The organism is Micromonospora kangleipakensis (genome assembly GCF_004217615.1).
In the GTDB taxonomy this organism is placed as follows: domain Bacteria; phylum Actinomycetota; class Actinomycetes; order Mycobacteriales; family Micromonosporaceae; genus Micromonospora; species Micromonospora kangleipakensis.
The window spans coordinates 2,799,399-2,824,298 of the sequence record NZ_SHLD01000001.1; the positions used below are offsets into that span (position 1 = coordinate 2,799,399).

24 protein-coding genes and 2 tRNA genes are annotated in these 24,900 nt (G+C 73.8%); 14 read left to right on the forward strand and 12 right to left on the reverse strand.

Annotated features, from left to right (window positions below; translation table 11 throughout):
• Positions 1-49 precede the first annotated feature (49 nt).
• Positions 50-532 (reverse strand): P-loop nucleotide/nucleoside kinase family protein, encoded by a 483-nt coding sequence (locus EV384_RS13540; RefSeq protein ID WP_165439929.1) that lies wholly within the window; start codon positions 530-532, stop codon positions 50-52.
• A 99-nt stretch (positions 533-631) separates the two neighbouring features.
• On the opposite strand from EV384_RS13540, the gene EV384_RS13545 reads away from it, so the two are divergent.
• The 3 genes from EV384_RS13545 (at position 632) to EV384_RS13555 (ending at position 2,985) form a co-directional block, all read left to right on the forward strand.
• Positions 632-704 (forward strand) — tRNA-Gly (locus EV384_RS13545).
• A 61-nt stretch (positions 705-765) separates the two neighbouring features.
• A tRNA-Val gene (locus EV384_RS13550) sits at positions 766-840 on the forward strand.
• 492 nt (positions 841-1,332) lie between these two features.
• On the forward strand, positions 1,333-2,985 hold the full coding sequence (locus EV384_RS13555; protein WP_130333470.1) for a PKD domain-containing protein: 1,653 nt from the start codon (positions 1,333-1,335) through the stop codon (positions 2,983-2,985).
• Positions 2,986-3,131: 146 nt separating this feature from the next.
• On the opposite strand, the gene EV384_RS13560 is transcribed toward EV384_RS13555, so the two are convergent.
• Positions 3,132-3,716 carry a hypothetical protein gene (locus EV384_RS13560; protein ID WP_130333472.1) on the reverse strand — a complete coding sequence of 195 codons (585 nt, stop codon included), beginning with the start codon at positions 3,714-3,716 and terminating at the stop codon, positions 3,132-3,134.
• A gap of 575 nt (positions 3,717-4,291) precedes the next feature.
• On the opposite strand from EV384_RS13560, the gene EV384_RS13570 reads away from it, so the two are divergent.
• Entirely contained in the window at positions 4,292-5,305 is a 1,014-nt protein-coding gene (locus tag EV384_RS13570) for an NAD-dependent epimerase/dehydratase family protein (protein WP_130333474.1), read from the forward strand.
• 4 nt (positions 5,306-5,309) lie between these two features.
• Here EV384_RS13570 and EV384_RS13575 read toward each other — a convergent pair whose 3' ends face one another.
• Positions 5,310-6,284, reverse strand: coding sequence for an Acg family FMN-binding oxidoreductase (locus EV384_RS13575; RefSeq protein ID WP_130340511.1), 975 nt, complete (start codon positions 6,282-6,284; stop codon positions 5,310-5,312).
• Positions 6,285-6,471: 187 nt separating this feature from the next.
• Here EV384_RS13575 and EV384_RS13580 point away from each other — a divergent pair, with 187 nt between their 5' ends.
• Positions 6,472-7,110, forward strand: coding sequence for a response regulator (locus EV384_RS13580; RefSeq protein ID WP_130333476.1), 639 nt, complete (start codon positions 6,472-6,474; stop codon positions 7,108-7,110).
• Between the two features lie 30 nt (positions 7,111-7,140).
• Here the strand turns inward: EV384_RS13580 and EV384_RS13585 are convergent, their stop codons facing one another.
• The 9 genes from EV384_RS13585 to EV384_RS13630 form a co-directional block, all read right to left on the reverse strand.
• Entirely contained in the window at positions 7,141-8,865 is a 1,725-nt protein-coding gene (locus tag EV384_RS13585) for a sensor histidine kinase (RefSeq protein WP_130333478.1), read from the reverse strand.
• 42 nt (positions 8,866-8,907) lie between these two features.
• Complete coding sequence (locus tag EV384_RS13590; protein WP_130333480.1) at positions 8,908-9,918, reverse strand: Acg family FMN-binding oxidoreductase; 1,011 nt, start codon at positions 9,916-9,918, stop codon at positions 8,908-8,910.
• A 660-nt stretch (positions 9,919-10,578) separates the two neighbouring features.
• Positions 10,579-11,445, reverse strand: a complete 867-nt coding sequence (locus EV384_RS13600; protein ID WP_130333482.1) for a universal stress protein — start codon at positions 11,443-11,445, stop codon at positions 10,579-10,581.
• A 31-nt stretch (positions 11,446-11,476) separates the two neighbouring features.
• The gene (locus EV384_RS13605) at positions 11,477-13,879 is read right to left on the reverse strand and encodes a phosphoketolase family protein (protein ID WP_130333483.1); all 2,403 of its coding nucleotides are present in this window, start codon (positions 13,877-13,879) and stop codon (positions 11,477-11,479) included.
• 126 nt (positions 13,880-14,005) lie between these two features.
• Positions 14,006-14,836, reverse strand: coding sequence for a universal stress protein (locus EV384_RS13610; RefSeq protein WP_130333485.1), 831 nt, complete (start codon positions 14,834-14,836; stop codon positions 14,006-14,008).
• A gap of 91 nt (positions 14,837-14,927) precedes the next feature.
• Positions 14,928-15,752 (reverse strand): oxidoreductase, encoded by an 825-nt coding sequence (locus EV384_RS13615; RefSeq protein ID WP_130333487.1) that lies wholly within the window; start codon positions 15,750-15,752, stop codon positions 14,928-14,930.
• Positions 15,749-16,315 carry a TetR/AcrR family transcriptional regulator gene (locus EV384_RS13620; protein ID WP_130333489.1) on the reverse strand — a complete coding sequence of 189 codons (567 nt, stop codon included), beginning with the start codon at positions 16,313-16,315 and terminating at the stop codon, positions 15,749-15,751. Before EV384_RS13620 ends, EV384_RS13615 begins: the two co-directional genes overlap by 4 nt.
• Before the next feature lie 137 nt (positions 16,316-16,452).
• A complete protein-coding gene (locus EV384_RS13625; protein ID WP_130333491.1) occupies positions 16,453-17,250 on the reverse strand; it encodes a PP2C family protein-serine/threonine phosphatase in 798 nt (265 codons plus the stop codon).
• 207 nt (positions 17,251-17,457) lie between these two features.
• Complete coding sequence (locus EV384_RS13630; protein WP_130333493.1) at positions 17,458-17,892, reverse strand: VOC family protein; 435 nt, start codon at positions 17,890-17,892, stop codon at positions 17,458-17,460.
• 162 nt (positions 17,893-18,054) lie between these two features.
• On the opposite strand from EV384_RS13630, the gene EV384_RS13635 reads away from it, so the two are divergent.
• From EV384_RS13635 to EV384_RS13670, 9 genes are all read left to right on the forward strand, one after another.
• Entirely contained in the window at positions 18,055-18,291 is a 237-nt protein-coding gene (locus tag EV384_RS13635; RefSeq protein WP_130333495.1) for an HTH domain-containing protein, read from the forward strand.
• The gene (locus EV384_RS13640) at positions 18,291-18,869 is read left to right on the forward strand and encodes a Clp protease N-terminal domain-containing protein (RefSeq protein ID WP_130333497.1); all 579 of its coding nucleotides are present in this window, start codon (positions 18,291-18,293) and stop codon (positions 18,867-18,869) included. The genes EV384_RS13635 and EV384_RS13640 overlap by 1 nt, the downstream gene beginning before the upstream one ends.
• Positions 18,870-18,912: 43 nt before the next feature.
• The gene (locus tag EV384_RS36700) at positions 18,913-19,128 is read left to right on the forward strand and encodes a YdeI/OmpD-associated family protein (protein ID WP_278045596.1); all 216 of its coding nucleotides are present in this window, start codon (positions 18,913-18,915) and stop codon (positions 19,126-19,128) included.
• Positions 19,125-19,211, forward strand: a complete 87-nt coding sequence (locus tag EV384_RS37225; protein WP_423202953.1) for a hypothetical protein — start codon at positions 19,125-19,127, stop codon at positions 19,209-19,211. Before EV384_RS36700 ends, EV384_RS37225 begins: the two co-directional genes overlap by 4 nt.
• 84 nt (positions 19,212-19,295) lie before the next feature.
• Positions 19,296-20,297, forward strand: coding sequence for a diacylglycerol/lipid kinase family protein (locus EV384_RS13650; protein WP_130333499.1), 1,002 nt, complete (start codon positions 19,296-19,298; stop codon positions 20,295-20,297).
• The gene (locus EV384_RS13655) at positions 20,290-21,291 is read left to right on the forward strand and encodes a YihY/virulence factor BrkB family protein (protein ID WP_130333501.1); all 1,002 of its coding nucleotides are present in this window, start codon (positions 20,290-20,292) and stop codon (positions 21,289-21,291) included. Before EV384_RS13650 ends, EV384_RS13655 begins: the two co-directional genes overlap by 8 nt.
• Before the next feature lie 80 nt (positions 21,292-21,371).
• Positions 21,372-22,862, forward strand: coding sequence for a phosphatase PAP2 family protein (locus tag EV384_RS13660; protein ID WP_130333503.1), 1,491 nt, complete (start codon positions 21,372-21,374; stop codon positions 22,860-22,862).
• A 9-nt stretch (positions 22,863-22,871) separates the two neighbouring features.
• Complete coding sequence (locus EV384_RS13665) at positions 22,872-23,675, forward strand: endonuclease/exonuclease/phosphatase family protein (protein ID WP_130333505.1); 804 nt, start codon at positions 22,872-22,874, stop codon at positions 23,673-23,675.
• A gap of 41 nt (positions 23,676-23,716) precedes the next feature.
• Positions 23,717-24,877 carry a hypothetical protein gene (locus tag EV384_RS13670; RefSeq protein WP_130333507.1) on the forward strand — a complete coding sequence of 387 codons (1,161 nt, stop codon included), beginning with the start codon at positions 23,717-23,719 and terminating at the stop codon, positions 24,875-24,877.
• The last annotated feature ends 23 nt before the right edge of the window (positions 24,878-24,900 follow it).

Genomic DNA, 24,900 nt, shown 5'->3' on the forward strand with positions numbered 1-24,900 from the left:
AGTCAGTACCCAGGTGGTGAGCAGCGCAATCACCGGTCCGTGGCGGCGGTCACCCGGGAGGCTCCAGCGGGTCGTAGCGGGCCAGCTCCTCCGGGGTCGGCCGCTGGAAGTACCGCTGCGCCCGGGCCAGCTCCGCGTCGGAGATGGCGAACGTGCCCGCCGGCGCGTCGGCGTTGCGCCGGGCCAGCCGGCGGCGGATCTCCTCCTCGGGCGGATCGAGCACGCAGAGCACCACCCGGGCGCCGACGGCGCGGGCCGCACGCCGGTAGCGGTCCCGCTCCTCCCGCGCCCAGAGCCCCCAGTCCAGCACCACGTCGCAGCCCAGCTCCAGGACCCGCAGCGCGGTGCGCCACTGGACCCGTTCCACCCCGTCGCGGTACGCGTCCAGCGCCGCCCCGGTGGCGGGGTAGCCGAGGTCGTGCAGCCACTCGTCGGCGGTGAGCCGCAGCGCCCCGTACCGACGTTCCAGCCGGCGGGCGAGGGTGGTCTTGCCGGCGCCCTGGATGCCGCAGGTCAGGAAGAGGGTGGCCACGTCGGCCCAGGCTACCGACGCGCCGGCGCGGGGGCCGTCCCGACGGCGATCTTGCAATCGGGTAGAGTTCTCCCCGTCGCCGACGCAAGCCGGCGGCACGCGGACGTAGCGCAGCTGGTAGCGCATCACCTTGCCAAGGTGAGGGTCGCGGGTTCGAATCCCGTCGTCCGCTCGCGATCCGCCCCTCGCGGGGTCGACCGTCGCCGGTGCTGGTTTCGCCGCCCGGCGGGCGCGGGCGATTGGCGCAGTGGGAGCGCGCTTCCTTGACACGGAAGAGGTCACTGGTTCAAACCCAGTATCGCCCACCAGCTCAGACGGCCTGTCCAGATGGACAGGCCGTCTTTCGTTGGCCGGCGACCGACCGCCGGGAAAGCAGCTAGCGCGTTCGCCGCCACCTTGCCGCCGATGCCGTGACCGGCCTGCTTACAGTTCTCTCCGCAGGGCCGCTGTTGTTGGAGGGATGCGTCGGATGTAACCAGGTCGCCGCGGTGCCTCGCACCCCGGCGATCAGACCCTGGGGCCGACCCGTCCACGACGGCCGGTCTCAGGGCGCTCCGGTCACCCAGCCGCCCGCCCGGCGGTGGGTGTCCGACCTCCCCGGCCGCTCGTCGCGCGCGCCGGGCCGATCGCCGGGCCCGTCCCATCAGTCGGTCCCGGCCGACCACGACCGGCCCCCCGCCCTTGTCCACATCGGTCGTCCCGCACCGCCGACGATGGCTCCCCCGATCCGCCCAACGGGCCATGGAACGGCCGTGCCACCCGTGTCAGGGTGGGGGCTCGCGGACCAGGGAGGCGATCGCATGCGGTCAGGCACCGGACGACGTTGGCGGCGGACGGTCGGTCGGCTGGGCGCCGCCGCCCTGCTGACCACAGTGGGCATCGTGGTCGCCGATGCGCCCGCGCAGGCGACCGCCACCCGGACGGTGGCGTTCTGGAGCATGGACGAGCCGGCCGGGGCCACCGTGCTGAAGGACAGCAGCGGCAACGGCCGGAACGGCACGGTCGGCTCCGAGGTGGTGACCGGCGCCCTGTACGCCGGGGCGAGCGGCCACCGGTTCGCCTACCACTCGCCCCCCGATCAGGAGTACGTCCCGGGGCACGTCAACCTGGTCCCGCACAGCACCGACTTCAACCCCGACGCGGGCGACTTCTCGTTCACCATCCGCTACCGGACCACCCACTCCTTCGGCAACATTCTCCAGAAGGGACAGGGCTCGACGGCGGGCGGCTACTGGAAGTTCGAGGCGCCCGCGGGCAAGCCGAGGTGCCTGTTCCGCGGCGGTGACGGCTCCTCGCGTACCGGCTACACGGACGTGTCGATCGCCGACGGTCAGTGGCACACGGTCACCTGCAACCGCACCTCCACCTACGTGGAGATGTACGTCGACGGGGTGCGGAAGAGCCGGCTGACCGGGCCGACCGGGACCATCGCGAACTCCTGGCAGTTCTCCATCGGCGGCAAGAGCTCCTGCGACGGCGTGAAGGTCACCTGCGACTACTTCGCCGGCGACATCGACTACGTCAAGATCCTCAAGGGTGCGGGCGGCGCGACCAACCAGCCGCCGGTCGCCAACCTCGCGCCGTCGTGCTCCGGGCTGGTCTGCACGTTCTCCGCCGCCGGCTCCACCGACGCCGACGGCGCGATCCAGGATTACCGGTGGGACTTCGGCGACGGATCCACCGCCGACACCGTCTCCGTGCCGACCACCTCCCACACCTACGCGACGGCCGGCACCTACCCCGTCACGCTGACGGTGACCGACGACCGGGGCGCCACGGGCACCGTCACTGTGGAGGTCACCGTCGCGCCGGTCGCCGAGCGGATCTCCTTCGTCGGGCAGGCCACCGCGAACGCCAACCTGACCACCCACTCGGTGGTGGTGCCGACGAGCGTGCAGGCCGGGGATGCCCTGCTGCTCTTCTTCAGCCAGAACACGCATGCCACCACGAGCGAGCCGACCGGCGTGACCGGCTGGACGAAGCTGGATCGCCTTGACGGCGGCAACGCGACCACGACGGCGTGGTGGAAGGTCGCCGCTGCGGGGGACGCGGGGGCCACTCTGCGGGTGACCCTCGGGGTGCAGTCCAAGGGCAACCTCGTGGTTGCCGGCTACCGCGGCGTGGATCCGGCGCAGCCGTTCAGCGCGTTCGCCCGGGCCACGGACCCGGCGAGCGCCGCCGCCCGGATCACCCCGTACGCGACGGTGACCGCGGCGCAGAGCTGGGGAGTGTCGTACTGGATGCACGGCGATGGGCTCTCCACCGCGCTGGCCCCGCCGCCCGGGGTGGAGGTGCGCAGCAACAGCTCGCAGAGCGGCGGGGGACGGGTCACCGGGCTGCTCGCCGACTCCGCGAGCACGGTGCCGACCGGCAGCTACGGCGGGCTGACCGCGACGGGTGCGGCCGCCAGCACCACCACGACCACATGGACTTTGATCCTCCGGCCGGTCTGATTCTTTGGTTGCTTCTTTGGTCGCCCCCAGCCCTGACTCTGGTCACCGTCCGTCCGGCTGTCACGGTTCTTTCGCCTGTACGTGGATACGCCGCTGGCCGGCACCCCTGTCTCGGGGTGCCGGCCAGCGGCGTATTGCTTTATGGGTCAGCTGTTCCAGTTGGCGGCGACGATGTGGGCGGCCTGCTTCTCCCACTGGGCGTAGGCGTCCGGGTAGGCCGACACCTGCACCGTCTGGGCGGCCTCGGTCAGCGGCATGTCCTGCCACCCGTCGACCTGCTTGAGACCCTTCTCGAACGCCAGGGTCGCGTACTCGGGGTCGGTGATCTGCTCCGGCGTACCCCAACCCGAGGACGGCCGCTGCTGGAACAGGCCCAGCGAGTCGTGGTCGTTGCGGTCACCCAGGTGACCCAGGTTCTCCAGCTTCGACTCCTGCAGGCTCGTGGCGATCGAGATCACCGCGGCCCGCTCCGGCAGACCCGCCTTCTTCGTCGCGGCGATGATCGCCTTCGCGTTGCCGGTCTGCTCATCGTTCAGCGAGATGTGCGACTGCTTGCCCTGCACACCGTGCGGGATCAGCTTGCCGCTGTCCGGCTTGTCAGCCTGCACCGCGACCGGCTTGCCGGTGACGGGACCGGTGTCGGCGTGAGCGGCGATCGGACCGGCGAACACACCACCGGCGAAAGCCAGACCAGCAACACCCAGCACGCTCTTACGAATGATCGTGTTCATGGGAAAGCTCCTTGGGGGTTGGCGCACACCCGGTGGGGGCCGGGACATGCGCAAGCACCGTCAGGCGCTCACTAAGTTCAAGGGGGGAAAGTCTCTGCCCGGTCCGACCGCGGGGCGGGGGCCTCTTCGCGGCGCCGGGACCATGTGTAACGACCGGCGGCCCGCCATCATTCCGGGGCCCGACCATCGGCCCGGTCGAGCGGGCCAGGTACTCGGTCGTACGCGATATATAACGACCCCCGGCCCGCCACGATTCCAGCCCCAGGATGCCACCGGTCACCCCCGGAACCGGACATTCGGCCCACACGACTCACCCGATCACCCGCCGACCGACAAGATCGACACAGCATGCGGGACACCGGCGCCTCCCAACGCCCGGAGACACCAATCCGTCGCAACCAGCGACGGACCTTGCCACGTCACCCGGACCGACCCGACGCGGCGGCAACGGACGGACCCCGCCCAGGGCCACACCCCCCACCGCAACCAACAACGGACCCCCCTTCTGCCCACGGCAGATCCGCTGACCGTGAACGGGCCTCGCGGTCACTCCGGGAGCCGGGCAGGGTGGACGCATGAGACTGCTGGTGCTGGGTGGAACGGGATTCGTCGGTGGGGCCACCGTGACCGAGGCGGTACGCCGCGGCTGGTCGGTGACGGTGTTCAACCGGGGGCTGCACGGCGACGTGCCGGCGGGCGTACACCGGTTGCGGGGTGACCGGACGGCGCCGGGCGGCCTGGCGGCGCTGGCCGGCGAGTGGGACCTCGTCGTGGACACCTGGGACGGCGCGCCGCGGGCGGTGCGGGACGCGGCGCGGGCGCTGGTCGATTCGACGCCGCATTACGTCTACGTGTCCAGCGGTTCGGTCTACGCCGAACCGGTCGAACCGGGCTCGGACGAGGACGCCCCGACCGTCGCGGCGGCCGCCGACGCGGTGGACGGCGACTACGCGCAGCTGAAGGCCGGGGCCGAGCGGGCCGCGGTGGAGGTCTTCGGGGAGCGGGCGTTGCTGGCCCGGGCCGGGCTGATCCTCGGGCCGGGGGAGGACATCGGGCGGCTGCCCTGGTGGCTGGGCCGCGTCGCCCGGGGCGGCGAGGTGCTGGCACCCGGGCCGCGCGAGCTGCCGGTGCAGTACGTGGACGTGCGCGACCTGGCGACCTGGCTGCTGGACCGGGGCGCGGAGGGCGTCGGTGGGGCGTACAACGTGGTGGGTCGCACCGGGCACGCGACGATGGGGGAGTTGCTCGACGCGGCCGTCGCGGTGACCGGCTCGGACGCGGTGCTGCGCTGGACGGACCCGGAGCCGATCCTCGCCGCCGGCGTAGTGCCCTGGAACGACCTGCCGATCTGGATCCCGCTGGGCCACGAGTACCGCTGGCTGCAGGAGCGCGACGTCGAGCGGGCGTACGCGGCGGGGCTGGCCTGCCGTCCGGTGGCCGAGACGGTCGCCGACACCTGGCGCTGGCTGCGGGAGGTGGGGCGGGTCCCGCCACGCGCGGGCCGACCAGCGCGGGCGGCGGTGGGCCTGGATCCGGAGCGGGAGGCGGCCCTGCTGGCCGCGGTGGCGGTCCGGGCGGCGCCGGCCTGACCGGTCAGGCCGACACCACCGGCAGGTCGAGCACCTCGTCGACGGGGCGGCGCGGGGTGGCGACGCCGGGCTGGCCGTACCCGATCCGCATCACCATCTGTGGCGTGCCGAACCGTCCCAGCGACAGCCGCAGCGCCTCCCGCGCCCCCGGCACCTCGATCGGCTGGGAGAGCAGCGACACGCTCAGCCCGACGTCGGTGGCGGTGAGCAGCACCCGCTGCAGGGCCTGGCCGGCGACGACCTGGTCGGTGGCGGTGTTTCCCGCCGAGCCGAGCACGGCGACCAGGGGCTCCGGCTCGAAGTCCCGCCCCGGCGCCCGGTTGCGCCCGCCGAAGCCGCGCTGCGGCAGCAGGTCCTGCGGTTCGCTCCGCGGGCCGCCGGCGGCGACCGGCACCCCGTCCGGGCAGGGCTCCGAGCGGATCCACGCGGTCCGCTCGGCGACGTACGCGGGGTCGCGTTCGAGCACCCGGTGGGCGCTGCGGGCGATCTCGGCGAACGCGTTGACCGCGCCGGTCCCGATCACCAGCTCCAGCCAGCATTGCTCGGCCCGGGCCGCCTCGCCGAGCTGCCAGCGGGCGTCGGCGGGGACCGGGTCGGGCCAGAACGGCGCGCGGTTGCTGAACCGGCGGCGGATCGCCGCGTGCAGGCTCTGCTCGGTCGGGGTGGGGCGGCGCGGCAGGTCCGGGGTCAGCCGGGCCAGCACGTCCGGCTCCGCCGGGTACGGCCGCAGCCGGACCGTGGCCGGCGTGCCGGCCACCGCGAGCGCCAGCCGCAGGTTGAACAGCGCCGCCCCGCAGGCGAGCCGGGCGCCCCAGCCGCTCGGGTCGGTGGCGGGCAGCCGGCGCCGCGGGTCGACGGAGAGTTCGATCCCGCCGTCGCGCAGCCGGAACCGCCACGGCTGAGTGTTGTGCAGGGACGGCGCCCGGACGGCGTCGGAGACGGCGGCCCTGAGCTGCTGGACGGTGAAGCCGGTGGTCATGGTCATGCTCCTTCCGTGGCAGCCGTGCCGCCCCCCGGTTGGTTCACTCCCACGGTCCGTCACGAGGGGCTTTGCGCGCAGGGCCGGAGGTCCCTCCTGGTCGGGCCCGTCTGCCCGAAGGGGGCGCGGCAGCAGTAGGGACCTTCGGCCCGTGTGAAGCGGCGGCGCGAGGGGGTAGAAAAGACGGATGATCCGGGTGTTCCTGCTCGACGACCACGAGGTCGTCCGTCGTGGCCTTGCCGACCTGCTGCAGAGCAGCGGCGACATCGAGGTGGTCGGCGAGTCCGGCTCCGCCCAGGAGGCGGCGCGGCGCATCCCCGCGCTCCGCCCCGACGTGGCAATCCTCGACGCCCGGCTGCCCGACGGCAACGGCATCGACGTGTGCCGGGACGTCCGGGCCGTGGACTCCTCGATCAAGGGGCTGATCCTCACCTCGTACGAGGACGACGAGGCGCTCTTCGCCGCGATCATGGCGGGCGCCGCCGGGTACGTGCTCAAGCAGATCCGCGGCACCGACCTGGTGGACGCGGTGCGCCGGGTGGCGGCCGGGCAGTCGCTGCTCGACCCGGCGATCACCACCCGGGTGCTGGAGCGGATCCGCAACGGCGTCGAGCAGCCGCGCGAGCTGAAGACCCTCACCGAGCAGGAGCGGCGGATCCTGGAGTACGTGGCCGAGGGGCTCACCAACCGGGAGATCGCCGGCAAGATGTTCCTGGCCGAGAAGACCGTGAAGAACTACGTCTCCAGCGTGCTGGCCAAGCTCGGCCTGGAACGGCGTACCCAGGCCGCGGTGCTCGCCACCCGGCTGCTCGGCAAGACCCACTGACCCCGGCCCGGCCCCGCCCGGACACCCCGGTCAGTCGCGCAGCGGGACGCTCCAGCGCACCTCGGTCCCGTGCGGGATCACCCGGCTGAGCTGGAAGTCGCCGCCGAGGCGTTCGGCCCGCTCGCGGAGGTTGACCAGGCCGCTGCGGGCCGCCTCCGGGTCGCAGCCCACGCCGTCGTCGATGACCGTCACGCTGACCCAGCCGGCGTCGACCTTGACCGCCACCGTCACCCCGTCGGCGTGCGCGTGGCGTACCGCGTTGGAGAGCGCCTCGCGGAGCACGGCGGTGAGTTCGGGGCGCAGCGCGTCCGGGACGGCGCTGTCGATCGGGCCGGTCAGCTCCAGGCCGGGCCGGTAGCCGAGGGACTCGGCGGCCACCTCGATCGCCTCGCGGATCTCGGTGCGCAGCGCGGCGCTCATCGGGGTGCGCAGCTCGAAGATGGTGCGGCGGATGTCCCGGATCGTGGCGTCCAGGTCGTCGACGGCCGCGTTGATCCGCTTGGCCACCTCCGGGCGGACGTTCATCGGGGCGGCGCTCTGCAACTGCAGGCCGGTGGCGAAGAGCCGCTGGATCACCACGTCGTGCAGGTCCCGGGCGATCCGCTCGCGGTCCTCCAGGACCACCAGCAGCTCCCGTTCCTCCTGGCCCCGGGCCCGCTCCATGGCCAGGGCCGCCTGGCCGGCGAAGCTGCCCAGCAGCGCGACGTCGTCCTCGGCGGCCCGGCCGCTGTCGGGGCGGTGCGCGATCACCAGCACGCCGTGCAGGGCGTCCGCCGCGGCGAGCGGGGAGACCACCGCCGGACCGGCGACCACCGGCGCCGGCCAGGGCGCGGCGTCGGCGAGATTGTCCAGCAGTTGGTGCCCGCGCTCGGTGACCGAGCCGGCGAAGCTGGTCTCGGCGGCGGGCAGCACCGCGCCGACCAGCTCCCCGCCCCGGTCGTCGGCCCCGTCGACCACCTCGACGGTGAACTGGCGCTCGTCCTCGTCGTAGAGCAGCACCAGCGCCAGCTCCGCCTCGGCGACCTCGCGGGCGCGGCGGGCCACCAGGGTCAGCGCGTCGGTCCGCCGGACCTCGCCGAGCAGCACCGTGGTGATCTCGGCGGTCGCGGCCAGCCAGCGTTCCCGCCGGTGCGCCAGCGCGTAGAGGCGGGCGTTCTCGATCGCCACGCCGGCCGCGGCGGCGAGCGCCACCACGATCTCCTCGTCGTCCTCGGTGAACTCCGCCGCGCCCTGCTTCTCGGCCAGGTAGAGGTTGCCGAAGACCTGATCGCGGATGCGCACCGGCACGCCGAGGAAGCTGTGCATCGGCGGGTGGTGCTTCGGGAAGCCGTACGACTTGGGGTGCTGGGTGATGTCCGGCATGCGCAGCGGCCGGGGGTCGTCGATGAGCAGGCCGAGCACGCCCCGACCGTGCGGCAGGTCGCCGATCTTGGCGTGCAGCTCGTCGTCGATCCCGTGGATGATGAAGTCGTGCAGCAGCCGGTCGGGGCCGATCACGCCGAGCGCGCCGTACCGGGCGCCGACCAGCTCGCACGCCGACTCCACGATCCGCTGCAGGGTGCTGCGCAGGTCGAGGTCGGAGCCGATGCCGACCACCGCGTCGAGCAGGGCACGCAGCCGCTCCCGGCTGGTCACCACGTCACCGACCCGGTCCAGCATCTCCTGGAGCAGCTCGTCCAGGCGGACCCGGGACAGCGGGCTCAGGCCCAGCGACGGGGTCACGTGCTCGTGCCGCGGGTTCGGTGCACTGGCCATCGGGCGATGTTATCGCCCGGTGACCTTGCGGGACGAGCCCCGTTACGACAGCTGGTCGCGTACCGCCGAGGTGTCGACGGTTTCCGCGGTGTCGAGCCGCGGGGTGTGCGGCGGCCCGGCGTGCGTCGGGTCGGCGATGCCCAGCCGCAGCGCGAGGTACGGGAAGCCGAGGCCGGAGAGCAGTTGGCGCAGTACCTGCCGGGTGCCCTCGACCTCGACCACGCCGCTCAGCGGCACCAGCGAGACCCCGAGCCGGGTGGCGGTCAGCCAGGCGGCGGAGAGCCCCTCGCCGGCCCGCAGCCAGCTGTCCGGCTCGTCCTCGGTGCCCCAGAGGATCCCGTACACGGCGGCGCGGTCGTGCCCTGGGCCGACCGGCAGGCTGCCGGGGCGCCCGAAGTCGCGGGCCGGGACGGTGGTCTGCGGCGCCTGCTCGGGCAGTACCTCCGGCGGCAGTCCGGCGCCGGTGCCGGCCCGGCTGGTCCAGTACGCCAGCTCCTCGCACAGCTGCGGGTCCTTCGCCTCGACCGCGGCGGCGTGCTGCGCCGCGGCGGCCAGCTGGAGCTTCTGCTCGTCGTCGAGCAGTCGCAGGTTGACGCCCTCCCGGGTGGCCGCCCGGTCGATCTCGCCGAGGGCCGCCGTCGGCACCGGCTCCTCGCTGACCGGTCGACGGTCGGTGTGCCGGACCTGCATGCACTGCACCATGTGCATCGCGTCCGGGTCCGCCCCGGTGTGCCGCAACCCGGTCAACCGGGCCAGCAGGTCCGGCTGGGCGGGGTCGGGCAGCCGTTCCACCACCGGGGTCCAGCCCTCGGCGGCGAGCGCCACCCGGGCGTGGTGCAGCCCGGCGCCGCAGCTGATCGCCAGCAGCCGGCCCTCCGGGTCGGTGGCGGTGAGCTGGCGGTCCCGGACCACCCGCAGCTCCAGCGAGTCGGGCAGGACCTTCCAGCGCCACGGCTGGGTGTTGTGCACCGAGGGCGCGTGGCTCGCCGTTCCGGCGGCCTCCGCGAGGGCGGTGGTCAGCGGGCGGTCCGTGGCCGGCGTCTGGTGGCTCATCGTCACGACCTTTCGGTTTCTTCCCATCGTGCCGCACCCCGCCGGGGCAGGGGACGGGGTTGCCGCTTCATCCTCGGGCACCGGGCAGCCGGTCGCACGGTCCGCAGGTCCCCCGCCACCGGGCCTTTTGACCCGCCGCGATACCCGCATTGCACTGTCCGATCGGGCCGGGCGCTGACACCATCCGCAGGTGGGTGCCGAACCGCGCGAGTGCGTCCCGGAGCGGCCAATGGACCGGCACCGGGTGGACTGGCGGGAGTGGGCGCCGCTGACCCTGCTCGCCCTCGCGGTGCTGGCCGGCGCCGGGCTGTGGTTCGGCGGATTGCGCGGCGCCGCCGAGCTGGTCTGGTCCGCGGTGACCCTGGTCGCGCTGCTGCCGGCTACCTGGGCGGTGCTCCGGCAACTCTGGCACCGGCAGTTCGGCGTGGACGTCATCGCCGTGCTGGCGCTGGCCGGCTCCCTCGTCGTCCGCGAGTACCTGGCCGGCGCGGTGATCGCGGTGATGGTGGCGACCGGGCGGTCGCTGGAGACGTACGCCCAGCGGCGCGCCAGCCGCACAGTCATATCGCTCATCGCGACACTGTCGCCGGTGGCCGGCAGGCCCGAGACCGCCGACCGCCGACCGCCGACCGCCGACCAGCGACTGGCGGGCCCGGGCGTTCAGCGTTCCCGGACCACCGCGACCGGGCAGTGCGCGTGGTGGAGCAGCTGCTGGCTCACCGAGCCGAGGAGCATCCCGCGCAGCCCGCCCCGACCGCGGCTGCCCACCACCACGAGCTGCGCCTCGCGGCTCGCCTCGACCAGCAGGGCGGCCGGGTTGCCGGGCGACACCCGCAGGTCGACCTCGACGGCCGGGAAGCTCTCCCGCCACCCGGCCAGCTCCTCCTCGACCGCCGCCCGTTCGGTGGCGCTCGCCTCCTCCGGGTCGAAGCCCGGCGGCACCCACCGCTCGCCGGGCGGCTCCCACGCCCGGATCACCCGCAGCGGCACGTCCCGCTGCTGGGCCCGCTCGACCGCGAAGCCGAGCGCCCGCAGCGAGGACTCCGAACCGTCCACGCCGACCACCACCGGCCCGGAGGTGGCGGCCTGGCCGTCCCGGACCACCACCACCGGGCAGTGCGCGTGTGCGGTGACGGAGACCGCGGTGGAGCCGGCCAGCAGGCCGCCGAATCCGCCGTGCCCGCGGCTGCCGAGGACCAGCATCCCGGCCTCGGCGGAGCGTTCCTGCAACACCAGGGCGGGCGGGCCGTCGAAGACCTCGCCGCGCACGGTGAGCCCGGGCCGTTCGGCGGCGGCGTCCGCCGCCGCCTTGCGGACCAGGTCCTCGACCTGCCGCCGGGCGTGCTCGTCCGGCCAGACGCCGGGTGCCAGCCCGGGACCGATCCAACCGGCCACCGTCAGCCATTCGAAGACGTACGCCAGGCGGACCGGCCGGCCCGAGCGGCCCGCCTCGTCCAGGGCCCAGTTCAGGGCGACCGTGGCATCCTCGGAGCCGTCGTAGCCGATCAGGATCTCGTCGCCACTCACCGGATCGACCTCCGCTCGCCTCTGAGCCCGCTCACTGACCGCTCCGCAGGCCGGGTTCGGTCTCGCGGATCCAGCGCCACTCGGCGACCCGCGGGTCGTCCTCGCCGTACCGGCGGGTGTAGTCGCGGCAGGCCTGCCGGGCGTCGACCATCTCCTGGCGGAGGTGGGCGGCGCGCGAGGCGAGCCCGGGCACCCGGTCGATGACGTCGATGACGAGGTGGAAGCGGTCCAGGTCGTTGAGCATCACCATGTCGAACGGCGTGGTGGTGGTGCCCTCCTCCTTGTAGCCCCGGACGTGCAGGTTGTCGTGGTTGGTCCGCCGGTAGGTGAGCCGGTGGATCAGCCACGGATAGCCGTGGTACGCGAAGATGATCGGCTTGTCGCGGGTGAAGATCGTGTCGAACTCGAAGTCGGGCAGGCCGTGCGGGTGCTCCGAGGGCGGCTGGAGCCGCATCAGGTCGACCACGTTGACCACCCGCACCCTCAGTTGGGGCAGGTGCTGGCGGAGCATGTCGGCCGCGGCGAGTGTCTCCAGCGTCGGCACGTCGCCGGCGCAGGCGAGCACCACGTCCGGCTCGGCGCCCTGGTCGGTGCTGGCCCAGTCCCAGATGCCCAGGCCCCGCCTGGCGTGCTGGATGGCCTCGTCCATGCTCAGCCAGTTCGGCGCCGGCTGCTTGCCGGCCACGACCACGTTGATGTAGTGCCGGCTGCGCAGACAGTGGTCCATGGTGGAGAGCAGGGTGTTGGCGTCCGGCGGCAGGTAGACCCGGACCACCTCGGCCTTCTTGTTGACCACATGGTCGATGAAGCCCGGGTCCTGGTGCGAGAAGCCGTTGTGGTCCTGCCGCCACACATGGCTGGAAAGCAGGTAGTTGAGCGAGGCCAGCGGCTGCCGCCACTGGATGCCGCGGGTCACCTTCAGCCACTTGGCGTGCTGGTTGACCATCGAGTCGACGATGTGGATGAACGCCTCGTAGCTGGTGAAGATGCCGTGCCGGCCGGTGAGCAGGTAGCCCTCGAGCCAGCCCTGGCAGAGGTGCTCGGAGAGCACCTCCATCACCCGGCCGTCGGGGGAGAGGTGGTCGTCGCCGGGGACCGTGTTGCCGACGAACGCCCGGTCGGTGACCTCGAAGGCGGCGCCCAGCCGGTTGGAGGCGACCTCGTCGGGGCCGAACAGGCGGAAGTTCTGCGGGTTGGCGGTGATCACGTCGCGGACCCACTGGCCGAGCACGCCGGTGGAGCCGACCACCGGCTCGCCGGGCTGCTTGACGTCGACCGCGTAGGCGCGGAAGTCCGGCAGGTCCAGGTCGCGCAGCACCAGGCCGCCGTTGGTGACCGGGTTTGCGCTCATCCGCCGGTTCCCCCTCGGAGGCAGCGAGGTCAGCTCGGCGACCGGGGCGCCGGTGGCGTCGAAGAGCTCCTCCGGCCGGTAGCTGCGGAGCCAGCGCTCCAGCTCGGCCAGGGCCTCCGGATCCTTCCGCACCCCGTCGATGGGCACCTGATGGGCGCGGAAGGTCCCCTCGACCTGCTTGCCGTGGACCTCCCGCGGGCCGGTCCAGCCCTTCGGCGTACGGAGGATGATCATCGGCCAGCGGGGGCGCTTGGCATCGCCGCCGGAGCGGGCCCGGCGCTGGATCTCGGCGATCTCGTCGACCGCCCGGTCCAGCGTGGCGGCGAGGCTCTGGTGCACCCGGGTCGGGTCGTCGCCGGAGACGATGTACGGCTCGTATCCGTAGCCGCGCATCAGACCGAGCAGGTCGTCCTGGGGGATCCGTTCCAGCACCGTCGGGCTGGCGATCTTGTAGCCGTTGAGGTGCAGGATGGGCAGCACCGCGCCGTCGCGGGCCGGGTTGAGGAAGACGTTGGACAGCCAGCTTCCGGCCAGCGGGCCGGTCTCCGCCTCGCCGTCGCCGATCACGCAGGCGACCAGCAGATCCGGGTTGTCGAAGGCGGCGCCGTAGGCGTGGCTCAGCGCGTACCCCAGCTCGCCGCCCTCGTGGATCGAACCCGGCACCTCCGACGCCACGTGGCTGGGAACGCCGCCGGGGAAGGAGAACTGGCGGAACAACCGCGCCATGCCCGCCTCGTCCCGGCTCACCGAGTGGTAGAGCTCGCTGTAGGTCCCCTCCAGCCAGGTGTTCGCCACCAGGGCCGGCCCGCCGTGCCCTGGACCGGTGATGTAGATGACGCTGAGGTCGCGGTTGACGATGACCCGGTTGAGGTGCGCGTAGATCAGGTTGAGGCCGGGGGCGGTGCCCCAGTGGCCGAGCAGCCGGGGCTTGACATCCTCCGGCTTCAACGGCTCGCGGAGCAGCGGGTTGTCGAGCAGGTAGATCTGCCCGACGGTGAGGTAGTTCGCCGCCCGCCAGTAGGCGTCAAGCCGGCGCAGCTCGTCTTCGGTCAGTGGGCTCTGCAGGTCGAGAGCGGTGTCCATGCTGCATTAGCCTCTCGCGGCTCGGGGTCTTCTGCCACCCGAAGGCGGGAATCCGCCCCGGGCCCGTCCAGCTTCGGCCCAGGCCCGGGTATGCGATCAGGGTCGTTGGTCCCGCGACCGGAGGCGTCATGTCCCGACCGGCGGCGCGGGCTCCAGTCCACGGACGACGATCACCGGGGCCGGTGAGTGGTAGAGCAGGGTCTGGCTGACCTCGCCGAGCATGCCCCGCCATGGTTCGTCGCCGCGCGCGCCGACCAGCGCCACCTGCGCGGACCGGGACTGTTCGACCAGGACGGTGCTGGGGTCGCCGCGGACGGTGTGGCACTCCGCGGCCACGGACGGGTGCCGCTCGGCGTGCCGGGCCACCGCCGCGGCGAGTACGTCGTCGCCGTCGTCCGGCCGGCCGGGCTCGACGACCCGTACGGCGAGCAGTCGGGCGGCGCGACGGTCGGCGCAGTCGAAGGCGAAACCTAGGGCGGCCTGGGAGCTCGACGAGCCGTCCACTCCGATCAGCACCGGTCCCTGCGGTGCCGGTTGGGCGCGGCCGACCAGTACCGGGCAGCCGGCCCGGGCGGCGAGTTGCACGGCCGGTGCGTCGGCCGGGACGCAGTCCGGGCAATCGGCCATCCCGCCGTCACCGAGCGCCACCATGAACGCCGATTCCGAGGCGCGGATCAGGGCCTCGACCGGGCGGCCCTCGACGATCTCGCCGCTCACCGGAACGTCCGGCTCGACCTCGCCGACGACCTGGCCGGCCCGCTCGAGCAGGTCCTCCGCCGCAGCGCGCGACACCGCCACGGACGGCGCCTGCAGCGCCGCCGCCCAGTTGAAGGCGTGCAGCAGGTGCAGCGGGCGGCCGTGGGTGGCGGCCTCGCCGGCGGCCTCCCGGACCACCTGGAGGTCCTCGTCCGACGACCCGACGCCGACCACGACGGCTCCGTGGGTGGGTGCGGCCATCCCGCCTCACCTCCCCCGGCGCCGGGTAGGGCACGACCACGTTCTCCTCACCCACGGTAGTCGGGGCCGTGCCCACCGGGGGCGGGATCGGTCAGCGGAACTGGAGCCGGTTCATCGCGTCGAAGACCCGGGCGCCGAGCAGCCGGCGGGTGTGCACCATGGCCCAGGCGGCGGCGGTGACCAGGTAGCGGGTGCGCGGCCGGCGGGCGGTCACCGCCCGTTCGATCACCCGGGCCACCGTCTCCGGCGTGGCCGAAAGGGCCTTGTTCCGGTACGACTTCGCCATCACCGCGTCGACGGAGGCGACCATCTTCCGGTACGGTCCGGCCGGGTCGGCCCCGGCGCCGAGCGAGGAGCTGGCGACCGCGCCGAAGCCGGTCCGTATCAGCCCCGGCTCGACGATCGTCACGTCGACGCCGAACGGCCGCACCTCCTGCCGCAGCGCGTCGGAGATCGCCTCCACCGCGTACTTGCTGGCGTGGTAGTAGCCGCCGCCGGGGAAGACCAGCCGGCCGCCCATCGAGCTGATGTTGACGATCCGGCCCCGCCCGGCCCGGCGCATGCCGGGCAGCACGAGCTGGGTGAGCCGGCTGAGCCCGAAGACGTTCGTCTCGAACTGGGCCCGGACCCGGTCCATCGGGGCCTCCTCGATCGGGCCGTACTCGCCGTAGCCGGCGTTGTTGATCAGCACGTCGACCTGGCCGTGCTCGGCCTCGACGGCGGCGACGGCGGCCCGCATGGACGCCTCGTCGGTGACGTCGAGGGGGAGCAGCCGGGCTCCGGCCTCGGCCAGGTCGGCGATGGCCTCGACCTTGCGGGCGGTGGCGTAGACGGTCAGGTCGGGGCGGCGGGCCAGGCGGCGGACGGTGGCCCGGCCGATGCCGGAGGAGGTGCCGGTGATCAGAACAGTGGTCATGACGGGGCTCCAGGGTGGGGGGCGAGGCCCGCGACGACCAGCGCGACGCCGTCGCGCAGCCGCCGCCGGGGCAGGTCGGGGTCGGTGAGATCGGCTTCCAGGCCGCGGGTGAGCGCGACCAGCACGTCGGCGACCGCGCGGGCCCGCGGCCCGGCGGCGTCGGCCAGCGCGCCGGCCACCACGTCGGTCAGTTCCCGGGTGTACGCCTCGGCGAGGTCCCCGGTGAGCCGGGTGCTGGTGTCGAGCAGTTCGGCGGCGTGCCGGCTCTCCCGGTGCAGCCGCAGCGTCAGCTCCAGCTTGGCCGCGAGCACGTCGTGCAGCCGCTGCGCCAGGTCCGCGCCGGGGGCCTCGGCGACCTGCCGCGCGTCGGCGAGGGAGTCGGCGAAGAGCCGCTCGGCGAGCCGGCGGTAGGCGTCGTCCTTGTTGCGGACGTACTGGTAGACGGCGGGACGGGACATGCCGGCGGCCGCCGCGATGTCGTCCATCGTCGTGCGTCGCACGCCGTGCCGGGTGAAGCACTCGTACGCGGCGGCGAGGATGGTGTCCAACCGTTCGTTCGACATGCTGACGATGTTTGCACAGAATGTCAGAGCGTCAACGGTGTTCGCGGTCACGCCCGGAGTCGGGCCGCGGTGTACCCGCCCGGTCACGTCCGTCGCGGGTGGCCGGGCGGAGGGCGGGTGGTGGGGGAGGGACGCCGTCAGCCCGGGGTGGGGATCGCCGGGTGGACCCGGACGATCACGGCGGTGGCGTTGTCGTCACCGCCCGCGGCCAGGGTGGCGGCGAGCAGGGCGCGGGCGGCCCGCGCCGGGTCCCGGTCGGCCAACAGGTCCCGGAGCCGGTGGTAGTCGAGCTGGTCGCTCACCCCGTCGGTGCAGAGCAGCCAGGTGTCGCCGGGGCGCAGCGGGACGGCGAGCAGGTCCGCGTCCGGCCGGTCGCGGTGGCCGACGTAGCGCAGCAGCTGGTAGCGGGCGCGGGCCGCCTCCGGGGACGTCGCCGGCCACCAGCCGTGCAGCAGGCCCAGCCAGGCCATGGTGTGGTCGACGGTGAGCAGCTCCAGCAGCCCGCCGTGCAGCCGGTACGCCCGGGAGTCGCCGAGCTGGACGATCCACGCCTGCTCGCCGTCCGGCTCGGCGACCAGGGCGGTCATCGTGCAGCCGGTCAGCTCGGCCAGGCCGGCGCCGGCCTGGCGTACCCGGGTCTGCGCCGCGGCCGTCGCGGCGCGCAGCTCGCGCGGCCCGACGCCGGGCCAGCCCTCGCGGAGCTGCTCCACGAGGGTCTCCATCGCGGTCCGGCCGGCGACCCGGCTGCCCTCGCCGGCGCCCATCCCGTCGGCCACCGCGGCGATCGGCAGCTCCGGGTCGACGTGCAGCACGTCGAAGTTCTCCGGATAGCGGTGCCCGACCACGCTGCCGGCGGCGATCTCCAGCGTGACGCGGCCGACGGTCAGTCGGCGTGCCGCCTCGACGGGTCGGTCCAGAGAGCGGCGACGGAACACCAGCGGACGGTAGCACCGCCGCAGGTCGCGGCCGGGGTGCCCGACCCGTGTCGGCGCAGGTCACTGTGGGTTCTCAGCGAAGGTGATCCGGGGCGGCCAGCCGACCAGCAGCGGATCAAATTCGGTGAGAAGCGCCAGGCGGGACGGCGACCCTCGTGATGGCGAACTGCACCAGTCGACTCGCGAAGGTGCCACGTTCGCGGCCACTCAGTCGAGACAGAACTCGTTGCCCTCGATGTCCTGCATCACGAGGCACGACTCGTTGTCGCCATCGGCAGGCAGTAGTCGCACGCGTACCGTGCCGAGCGCGACCAGTCGTGCGCATTCGGCCTCAAGTGCGGCCAGGCGCCCTTCACCCACGAGCCCGGTGCCGACCCGCACGTCAAGATGCAGCCGATTCTTGACGACCTTGCCTTCGGGAACGCGCTGGAAGAACAGTCGCGGGCCCACACCTGAGGGGTCAATGCATGCGAACGCTGAACCCTGATGCTCCGGCGGCAGCGCGCGATCGAAATCGTCCCAAGTAGCAAACCCCTCCGGTGGCGGCGGTACGACGTACCCCAACACCTCGCACCAGAAACGAGCGACGCGCTCAGGTTCTGCGCAGTCGAAGGTGACTTGGATCTGCTTGACCGATGCCATCGGCCCACCATAGAGGCGGGTCTTTCGTCGTCTCCACAGGCCCGCCCCTGGCTAGGTTGGGGCGCATGCGGCGCTGAGAACCCACACAGGTCACGTGAGGTGGGCGGGCGAATCGTGTCAACGAGGGTTGACACAGTGGAACCGTCAACGTAAGTTGACAGCATGAGTCAGGCAACGGAACTCGCGGCGGCCGCCGGCAGCGCCGACCCGAAGGTCGGCCTCCGCGCCGTGCTCGCCCTGCGCCGGCTGCTCGAACGGCTGGAGGTGGTCCAGGTGGACAACGCCCGTCGACAGGGCTGGTCCTGGCAGGAGATCGCCGACGCGCTCGAGGTCAGCCGGCAGGCGGTCCACAAGAAGCACGCCGGGCGGCCGGCGGTCCAAGGCAGTTGGGAGGCGTGATGTTCGAACGGTTCACCGACCGCGCCCGGGACGTCGTCCGGCGCGCCCGCGACGAGGCCCGGGCCGAGGGGCAGCGGCCGGTCGGCACCGAGCACCTGCTGCTCGGCGTGCTCGCCGACGACGACAACCTGGCCGTGCGCGTCCTTGCCGACCTGGGCGTCCGCGCCGACGACCTGCGGGCCGCCGTCGCGCGGCACGTGGCGCACGGCGGCGTCGGGCTCGGCGACGCCGACGCGGCGGCGCTGCGGGAGATCGGCATCGACCTGGCCGCCATCGTGGCCCGGATCGAGGAGTCCTTCGGGCCCGACGCGCTGCGCGAGGCGATGCCCGCCCCGCGTCGCCGCTGGGGCCGCCGGCGGTACGTCGGTGGCCCGTTCTCGCCCCGGTCGAAGAAGGTGCTGGAGCTGGCGCTGCGGGAGGCGATCCGGCTGCGGCACCACCACATCGGCACCGAGCACATCCTGCTCGGCCTGCTCCGCGAGGGGCACGGGCTGGCCGCACTGGTCCTCACCGAGGCGGGCGTCGACCTCGACGACCTGCGTCGGCGGGTGGAGGCGGCGCTGCGGACGGCGGCCTGATGCCCGAGGACGGCGAGCGGTTCCACGCGGAGAGCGCCGCGGAGTGGGTCGCCGGCTGGAGGCCGCCGGCCGGATGGCGCCGGCCGGCGCCCGGCTCGTCGCCGAGGCCCGGGCCGGCGGCGCCTGGAACCGGCTGGACGAGGTGGAGGCGCTGATCGTCCCCGACGATCTCGCGACCGCTTTCGACCGTCACCCCGGCGCCCGGACGCACTGGGACGCCTTCCCCGGTCGACCCGCCGGGCGGCGCTGGAATGGATAAGCCAGGCGAAACGGGCAGACATCCGGCAGCGTCGGGTGACCGGAACGGCCGAGCGGGCCGCCCGGGGCGAGCGGCCGCGCTGACCGATTCTGAAACCTTTCCGCGGTGCGCGCATCATCACCGTCGGTCGAGTCGCCGCCCGACCGGAGTTGCTGCAGACTGGCGCCGTGGACAGCGGACAGGACAAGCCGACGGCAGGTGACGCCGGGCTGCGCTCGGCCGTGGTGGTCAACCCGGTCAAGGTCGCCGATCTGGACGAGTTCCGCCGGACCGTGGACGGCGCCCTCACCGCGGCCGGCTGGCCGGCACCGACCTGGTACGAGACCACGGTCGAGGACCCGGGCCGGGGCCAGACCGAGCAGGCCGTGCGGGCCGGCGCCGAGGTCGTCTTCGCCTGCGGCGGCGACGGCACGGTGAGGGCCTGCGTCACCGCGCTGGCCGGCACCGACGTCGCGCTCGCCGTGCTGCCCCTGGGCACCGGCAACCTGCTCGCCGCCAACCTGGGCCTCTCCAACGACCTTGCTGCCGGCCTGGAGATCGCGGTGGAACGCGGACGCCGCCGGCTGGACGTCGGCGTCGTCGGCGACCAGTGCTTCGCCGTGATGGCCGGGATGGGCTTCGACGCCCAGATGCTCGACTCCACCTCCGAGACCACCAAGGCGCGGATCGGCTGGCCGGCGTACGTCGTGGGGGCCGCGAAGCACCTCCGGGACCGTCCGATGCGGGTCTCCATCCGGATCGACGACCAGCCGCCGCTGCGCCGCCGGGCCCGGTCCGTGCTGGTGGCCAACGTCGGCCGCCTCCAGGGCGGCGTACGGCTGCTCACCGACGCCGAGCCCGACGACGGCTGGCTCGACGTCGCGGTGCTCACCCCCCGCACCCTGGGCCACTGGCTCGCGATGGGCTGGGCGCTGATGCGCCACCGGGGCAGCGTGCCCCGGATGGAGGTCTTCAAGGGTCGCAAGGTCGCGATCACCAGCAACCGGGCCCAGCCCCGGCAGCTCGACGGGGACCTGATCGAGCCGGGCCGGTCGCTCAAGGCCGAGATCAAGCCGGAGTCGCTCTGGCTCTGCGTGCCGCGTCCCGCGCAGCACCCCGACCTGTCGGTGGACGCCGAGGCGGCGGCCGAGCGCGGTGAGCGCCTGGTCGAGGAGGCCCGACGTGAGTAGCACCCGGATGGTGCCGGAGACCCGGCTGATGGCCGAGGAGGAGCTGTCGGCCGACGACGCCTGGCACACCCTGCGCCGCCACGGCGGCTGGTGCCTGCTGCGGGACGCCTTCATCCGGTTCCGCTACGGCGACGGGTTCAGCCACTCCCGGGCGTTCGCGCTCCAGCTCTGCCTGGCCGTGGTGCCCTTCCTGATCGCGCTCACCGGCCTGATCACCGACCTGGGCGCCGACGAGGGCGGCCGGGTCGTCGCCGACACCGTGCTCGCGCTCACCCCCGGGCAGAGCGAGTCGGTGGTGCAGGACCTGCTCGGCGACAGCGAGCGGACCGAACGCGCCGGCGAGCTGGCGCTGACCCTCGGCCTGCTGACCGGCCTCATCGCGCTCACCACGACCATGGCCCAGATCGAGCGGGGCGCCAACCGGATCTACGGCGTCGAACGGGACCGCCCCGCGCTGGCCAAGTACATCCGCGCCGCGATCCTCGCGGTGACCGCCGGCGTGCCGGCGCTGACCGGCTTCCTGATCCTGGTCGGCGGACGGGCGATGGGCGACTCGGTGCAGCGGCACTACGAGTGGGGCGGCTTCGCCAACGCCGCCTGGGACGTGGTCCGCTGGCCGCTGAGCCTGGGGCTCACCGTGGTCGCCGTGGCGGTGCTCTTCCGGCACGCGCCCCGGCGCAACCAGCCCGGCCTCTCCTGGCTCTTCTTCGGCGCCGGCATCGCCACCGTGCTGTGGTGGCTGGCCAGCCTGCTGCTGGCCGCGTACGTCAAGCTCGGCGGCGGCTTCGGGCAGACCTACGGCGCGCTGACCGGGATGATGGCCCTGCTGCTCTGGGCCAACCTCACCGGGATGGCGCTCTTCGGCGGGCTGGCCTTCGCCGCCCAGCTGGAGGCGATGCGGATCGGCGTCCAGGAGCCGGCGCAGCCGGACCTGTGGGAGCCGGAGGCCGAGCGCGAAGAGGCCCTCGACACCGGCGAGATGACCTCGCTCTGACCCGGCGCGCCGTAGGCCGCGTGTACGCGGAGCGCGAATCGGGTACTGCGCGCCTCGCCAGGAGACAAGGGAGGTGCGGAGTGACCGCGGTCAAGGAGACCACCAGACGGCCGCTCGGCCATTTCGCCGAACGCAGCATCGCCGGGCTGTTCGTCATCGCCGGCGCGGGCGTCGGTTTCGGCCTGCTGCTCATGCTCGTCCGCTTCAAGTGGAGCCCGCTGTACCACGCCGACCACGAGGCGGCCGAGTGGTTCAACGGCCTCGTCGCCCCGCACCACGCCCTGGTCACCGTGCTCCAGGCGATCACCGACCTGGGTGGTTGGCCGGTGCTGATCTGGCTGGTCACCATCGCCGTGGTCGGCCTGCTGATCCGCCGCCAGTCCCGGCTGGCCGTCTACCTGATCATCACCGGGGTCGGCGGGCTGATCCTCGACCCGTCGCTGAAGGCCCTCGTCGGCCGGCTGCGGCCGGTGGTCGACGTGCCGGTCGCCAGCCCACCGGGCAACAGCTTCCCCAGCGGGCACGCGCTCGGCTCGTTCGTCGCGTACGGGGCGCTGCTGCTGGTCTTCCTGCCGGCCATGGCGCCGCGCTGGCGCAAGCCGGCCATCGCGATCGCCGCCGTGCTGGTCGTGCTGATCGGGCTGACCCGGATCGCGCTGGGCGTGCACTTCGTCTCCGACGTGCTCGGCGGCTGGCTGCTCGGGGCGGCGTGGCTCGGCGTCACCGCGTACGCCTTCCGGCTGTGGCGGCGCGAGCGCGGCCGCCCGGTGCCGCCGATCACCGAGGGCCTGGAGCCCGAGGCGGGCGAGGAGATCACCCCCGCCCCCGCCGAGGAGCACGTACTGGAGCACCCCCGCTCCTCCGTCGCCGAGCTGCTGGTCGGCTGGGTGATCGTCTTCGGCGTCCTGTACGGCTTCGGGATGCTCGTCAGCTACCACGCCAAGGGGACCTTCTTCGAGACCCTGGACACCGAGGTGCCGCAGTGGTTCGCCGCGCGGCGCACCGACACGCTGACCGGGCTGAGCTGGTGGTGGAGCAAGTTCGGCGACACCCACGCGATCCTGCTGGTCTCGCTGGTCTTCTGCCCCCTCGTCCTGGCGATCTGGAAGCGCTGGCGGCCGGTGCTCTTCGTGGTGCTGGCGATGTTCGGCGAGCTGAGCCTCTTCCTCGCCTCCGCGCGGGTGGTCGAGCGGCCGCGCCCGCCGGTGGAGAACCTGGACGGCCAGATGCCGACCTCGTCCTTCCCGTCCGGCCACATCGCCGCGACGATCTGCCTGTGGACCGCGATGGCGATCATCGTGTTCGCCCGTACCGACCGCTGGTGGCGCTGGCTCTTCGTGGCGCTGGCCGTGCTCATGCCGGTCGGGGTGGCCACCTCCCGGATGTACCGGGGCATGCACCACCCGACGGACTTCATGGGCGCGATCCTGCTCGGCGCGCTCTGGATCGGCCTGCTCTACTGGGTGGTGCGGCCCAACGCCGACGTGCACCAGGGCAACCGGCCGGCCATCGAGTCGGAGCAGGTGCGCGAGCTGGACGACGAGCTGGCTAACGCCGGCCGGGAGGACTGACCGGCGCCCATGCTACGGGTGATGACCTGGAACATCCGGACCGGCGGCCGGGACCGCGGCGGCGACGACCGACTGGACCGGATCGTCGCGGTCGTCACCGCGCAGCGGCCCGACGTGCTGGCTCTCCAGGAGCTGCGCGGCTTCGACCGGGGCGGGCTGCTGGCCGACGTGGCGGGCCGGGTGGGGATGACGCCCCACCTGGCCCGTTCCTGTCTCGGCCAGCCGGTCGCGGTGCTGGTCCGCCCGCCGCTGCGGATGCTCTCGGCGGGCCGGGTACGCCGGCCGTTCCACCACGCCGCCGCCCGGGCCGTGGTCGCCACCTCGGCCGGACCGTTGACCGTGGTCAGCACCCACCTCGACCCGTACTCCGGTGGGCGGCGGCGGATGGAGGCCGACTGGCTGGCGGCGGCGGTGCGGCGCGCCGACGGCCCGTTCACCCTGGTCGCGGGCGACCTGAACACCCTCGACCCGACCGTCGACCACACCGAGCGGCTGGCCGGCCTGCCCGACCTCTACCGTCGTCGGCATCTGCGCCGCAACGGCCGTACCGTCGACACCCGCGCGGTGTCCCGACTGCTCGCGGCCGGCCTGGTCGACCTCTGGCCGCACGCCGGCGGCGCGGAGCCGGACGGGCAGACCGTGCCGACCCGGCACGGCGGGGCCGAGTTCGCCGCGATGCGCCTGGACTATCTGCTCGCCACCCCGGCGGTGGCCGCGCTGACCCGCCAGGTCCGGGTGGTCCGCGACCGGGAGACCGACCGGGCCTCCGACCACTACCCGGTCGTCGCCGACCTGGAGCTGGCACCCGGCTGAGCGGGGCGGCGGCCGTTGCCCCGTCTGGCTACCGTGACGCCGTGACCGGCCCGCCCACCCTCCGACCGTCCGATCCGTCCCGGCGGCCGGGCTCGCCCGCCGGGGACGGGCCGTCGGGGTACGCCGGCGCGCCGGCCGTCGGCCCCGAGCCGGGGGAGCGCCACACGGCCGGTCCCGACGCCGCCCGTCATTCGCGGCGGGACGAGGTCCGGGCGGCGGAGCCGCCGCTGGTCGCGGCCGTCGCGCGTGGGGTCGCCCTGCTCGTGGTGCTGCCGGTACGTCTGCTGTGGGAGCTGGCCGCCGCCACCGGCCGGGCGCTGGACCGGCACCTGCTCACGCCCGCCGGCCGGTTCCTGCTCCGGTGGCTGCTGCTCCCGCTCGCCTGGGTGGCCCGCACTTTGATCTGGGGCCCGCTGCGCTGGGCGGCCCGGACCCTGGTCTGGCTGCCGCTCGTCCGGCTGGCGGCGGCCGTCGCGTGGGTCGCGGTGCGGCTGCTGTGGCGTCCCCTGGCCTGGGCGGCCCGGACCCTGGTGTGGCTGCCGCTGGTCTGGCTCGGCCGCGGCCTGGCCTGGGCCGCGGTGCACCTGGTGTGGCGTCCCCTGGTCCGGGTGGCGCACGGGGTGGCCCGGCTGGCGGTGCACCTGGTGTGGCGTCCGCTGAGCTGGCTGGGCCGGACCCTGGTCTGGACTCCGCTGGCCTGGCTGGTCCGGTACCTGGTGGTCCGGCCGCTGCGCTGGCTGGGTCGGGTGCTCGCTCCGGCCGGCCGCGCCCTGCTGCACGGGCTGGCCCTCGTCGCCCGGGCGCTGGCCGCCGGGGTCCGCGCGGTCGCCCGGGTGCTCTCAGCGGGGCTGGCCGTGCTCGGCCGGGCGCTGCTCGGGTCGGCCCGGGCCGTCGGCCGGGTGCTGGTGGACGCGGTGATCGGCGCCTGGTGGCTCGCCGGCCGGCTGCTCGGCTTCCTCCACCGGGTGCTGTTGCGCCCGACGGGACTGGCCCTGCGGTGGCTCTGGCGGCACACCGCCGTGCCGCTGGGGCGGGCGGTCCGGGCGACCTGGCGACACACGGCGGTGCCGTTGGCCCGGGCCGTCCGGGCCGGCTGGCGGGCCACCGTCGGTCCGGCCCGGCGGTGGGTCCGCCGCGCCGTGCTCGATCCGGTCCGGCTCACCTCCCGCGAGGTGCTGACCGCCCTCGGCCTGCGCCGCTGACGTCCCTGCCGGTCGACGCGCCG

Excerpts from the sequence above, each read along its gene's own strand:
- EV384_RS13590 (WP_130333480.1), bottom strand. The coding sequence starts at position 9,918 with ATGAGCCACCAGACGCCGGCCACGGACCGCCCGCTGACCACCGCCCTC.
- EV384_RS13585 (WP_130333478.1), bottom strand. The coding sequence starts at position 8,865 with ATGGCCAGTGCACCGAACCCGCGGCACGAGCACGTGACCCCGTCGCTG.
- EV384_RS13560 (WP_130333472.1), bottom strand. The coding sequence starts at position 3,716 with ATGAACACGATCATTCGTAAGAGCGTGCTGGGTGTTGCTGGTCTGGCT.
- EV384_RS13665 (WP_130333505.1), top strand. The coding sequence starts at position 22,872 with ATGCTACGGGTGATGACCTGGAACATCCGGACCGGCGGCCGGGACCGC.
- EV384_RS13555 (WP_130333470.1), top strand. The coding sequence starts at position 1,333 with ATGCGGTCAGGCACCGGACGACGTTGGCGGCGGACGGTCGGTCGGCTG.
- EV384_RS13570 (WP_130333474.1), top strand. The coding sequence starts at position 4,292 with ATGAGACTGCTGGTGCTGGGTGGAACGGGATTCGTCGGTGGGGCCACC.
- EV384_RS13580 (WP_130333476.1), top strand. The coding sequence starts at position 6,472 with ATGATCCGGGTGTTCCTGCTCGACGACCACGAGGTCGTCCGTCGTGGC.
- EV384_RS13610 (WP_130333485.1), bottom strand. The coding sequence starts at position 14,836 with ATGGCCGCACCCACCCACGGAGCCGTCGTGGTCGGCGTCGGGTCGTCG.
- EV384_RS13615 (WP_130333487.1), bottom strand. The coding sequence starts at position 15,752 with ATGACCACTGTTCTGATCACCGGCACCTCCTCCGGCATCGGCCGGGCC.
- EV384_RS13605 (WP_130333483.1), bottom strand. The coding sequence starts at position 13,879 with ATGGACACCGCTCTCGACCTGCAGAGCCCACTGACCGAAGACGAGCTG.
- EV384_RS13630 (WP_130333493.1), bottom strand. The coding sequence starts at position 17,892 with ATGGCATCGGTCAAGCAGATCCAAGTCACCTTCGACTGCGCAGAACCT.
- EV384_RS13640 (WP_130333497.1), top strand. The coding sequence starts at position 18,291 with ATGTTCGAACGGTTCACCGACCGCGCCCGGGACGTCGTCCGGCGCGCC.
- EV384_RS13575 (WP_130340511.1), bottom strand. The coding sequence starts at position 6,284 with ATGACCACCGGCTTCACCGTCCAGCAGCTCAGGGCCGCCGTCTCCGAC.
- EV384_RS13620 (WP_130333489.1), bottom strand. The coding sequence starts at position 16,315 with ATGTCGAACGAACGGTTGGACACCATCCTCGCCGCCGCGTACGAGTGC.
- EV384_RS13635 (WP_130333495.1), top strand. The coding sequence starts at position 18,055 with ATGAGTCAGGCAACGGAACTCGCGGCGGCCGCCGGCAGCGCCGACCCG.